We start from the raw sequence: 2,643 nt of genomic DNA, 5'->3' as shown, positions 1-2,643 counted from the left end.
TTTATATAATATCCTAAACTAAAAAAAACTGTCATTCTGAACTTGTTTCAGAATCTTATTTCAATATAAAACAAAGTCATCTTGAGGCCCTAAAATAAATTTAGGGTGACGAAAGGATATTAGGGCAAAACGGATATACCTATTATAACGGATATACCTATTATATTAGAACAGGTTAGCTTTCAATTTATTATAGAATAATAATTGTTAAGTGATTTTCAGCTTAAAAAGCTTTTCTGAGAAATAAAAAAAGCCGGAAGATAAACTTCCGGCTTATAAGTAGGGTTTAAAAATAATTTTAACCGTTCATAGAGATTAAAAACTCTTCATTATTCCTGGTATTTTTAATCTTATCGTTGATGAACTCCATCGCTTCGATAGGGTTCATATCTGCAAGGTACTTTCTAAGTACCCACATACGCTGAATGGTATTGTCATCTAGTAGCAGATCATCTCTACGTGTACTGGAAGAAACAAGATCGATAGCTGGGAATATTCTTCTGTTAGAAATTCTTCTGTCTAACTGAAGCTCCATGTTACCGGTTCCTTTAAATTCTTCAAAGATCACTTCATCCATTTTAGATCCGGTTTCAGTAAGAGCGGTTGCTATAATAGATAACGAACCTCCGTTCTCAATATTACGCGCCGCACCAAAGAATCTTTTAGGTTTATGTAAAGCGTTGGCATCTACACCACCACTTAATACTTTACCGCTGGCAGGCTGCACCGTGTTGTAAGCCCTGGCAAGCCTGGTGATAGAATCCAGTAAAATTACCACATCATGACCACATTCCACCAGACGTTTTGCTTTTTCAAGAACGATATTGGCAACTCTCACATGCTCGTGAGCTTCTTTGTCAAAAGTGGAAGCAACAACTTCACCTTTTACATTACGTTGCATGTCGGTAACCTCTTCAGGTCTTTCATCAATAAGCAGTACGATTTGGTATACTTCAGGGTGATTCGCAGCAATAGCATTGGCGATATCCTTTAGTAACATCGTCTTACCAGTTTTAGGCTGAGAAACGATCATCCCACGCTGCCCTTTTCCAATAGGAGCAAAAAGATCCATTACCCTTGTAGAAATAGAACTTTGCTTTTCTGCAAGGTTAAATTTATCCTTCGGGAAAAGCGGTGTAAGATGTTCAAATGATACACGGTCTCTTACAACCTGTGGATCAAGCCCATTGATTTTGTTGATTTTGATAAGGGGGAAATATTTCTCTCCTTCTTTTGGAGGTCTTATCTGCCCCTGCACGGTATCTCCTGTCTTAAGACCGAAAAGTCTAATTTGAGACTGAGATACATAAATATCATCTGGCGATGTAAGGTAGTTGTAATCTGAAGATCTTAGAAAACCATAGTTGTCCTGCATTATATCCAGGACTCCTTCACTTTCTATAATGGCGTCAAATTCATAATCTGGTTCGCGGTAACGGTTTCTGCTATCGCGGTTTCCATTATTCTTTTTGTTATCATTTCTATTGTCGCTACGGTTGTCATTGCGGTTGTCGTTGCGATTATTACCTCTGTTGTCACTGCGATTATCATTACGACTGTCATTGCGGTTATCATTGCGACTATCATTTTTTCCGCGGCTATCTTTTTTAGCGCTCTGACTTCTGTCCCGGTCGCTCTTAGCAGATGGTTTATTCCTTTTATCATCTTTTTGAGCAGGATGAGAGGAATCTTTTCCTGAAGTCTTGTTGGCCTGGGGAGCTTTTGGATTTGAAGAAGATCTGGCTGTCTTTTTATCACTGCCAATCTTTGCAGGTTTGCTGGATTTATCCTTTTCCTGGGGCTCTTTATCGTCGGTAAGGACTTCTTTTACCTTAGAAGGATTTGATGCCTGGTAATCCAGAATCTGATACACCAAATCCAGTTTTTTTAAAGTCTTGTACTTAGGAACGTTAAGCGTTTGAGCAATTTCCTTAAGTTCAGGAAGCTTTTTAGCTTTTAATTCTGAAATTTCAAACATGAATGCGTTTAAATAATTTTTTTGGATTGATTTTAAAAACTTCTCGAGGAAGAATAAAAAGTTTTGGAGACTTAAGTAACCAAAGTTGAATAGGTTACGAAATATACCTGCAATAATACAACTTTATTTTAAACTTTTACACGGTAATTCTAAAAAGAATCTTTTATTTTTGTGCCGCAATAGCAATAAATATGCTTCAAAGAATACAAACTATTTACTTACTATTAGCAGCTATAACGGCAGCTGGGCTTATATTCGTATTTCCACTCTGGATAAATTCAGCAGGAAACGAAGTATACGCTCAGGATGAGTTAATTGCCTTTGGAATGTTTTTAGGTTCTGCGGCTATTTCGCTGGTAAGTATCTTTATGTTCAGAAATAGAAAACTCCAGTTTGTACTGGGGCGTCTAAATATAATATTAAACCTTTTTTTACTAGGAGTGTTTGTTTATTGGTCTCTAACTTTACCTGGAGAGATGGATATCTCAGAGAAGGGTATTGGGATGTTTCTTCCTATTATTTCTATCGTTTTTATTGTTTTGGCCAATAAGGCCATCAAGAAGGACGAAGATCTCGTAAAATCTGTAGACCGGTTACGATAAGCCTATCATCTTAGTAGTATTAGTGCGTGAAAAACCCGAAGTGAAAGCTTCGGGTTTTTTAAT

2 protein-coding genes are annotated in these 2,643 nt (G+C 37.1%); one reads left to right on the top strand and one right to left on the bottom strand.

Annotation, left to right across the window (positions count from 1 at the left end; genetic code table 11):
• Nucleotides 1-298: 298 nt before the first annotated feature.
• Entirely contained in the window at nucleotides 299-1,978 is a 1,680-nt protein-coding gene (gene rho / locus Q1K34_RS17035; protein ID WP_300441665.1) for a transcription termination factor Rho, read from the bottom strand.
• A 191-nt stretch (nucleotides 1,979-2,169) separates the two neighbouring features.
• On the opposite strand from rho, the gene Q1K34_RS17030 reads away from it, so the two are divergent.
• On the top strand, nucleotides 2,170-2,580 hold the full coding sequence (locus Q1K34_RS17030; RefSeq protein WP_300441662.1) for a DUF4293 domain-containing protein: 411 nt from the start codon (nucleotides 2,170-2,172) through the stop codon (nucleotides 2,578-2,580).
• The last annotated feature ends 63 nt before the right edge of the window (nucleotides 2,581-2,643 follow it).

The organism is Christiangramia sp. (assembly GCF_029937855.1).
Lineage (GTDB): Bacteria > Bacteroidota > Bacteroidia > Flavobacteriales > Flavobacteriaceae > Christiangramia.
The sequence above is the reverse complement of the archived record's forward strand: the minus strand, read 5'-3'. Positions and strand labels throughout refer to the sequence as shown.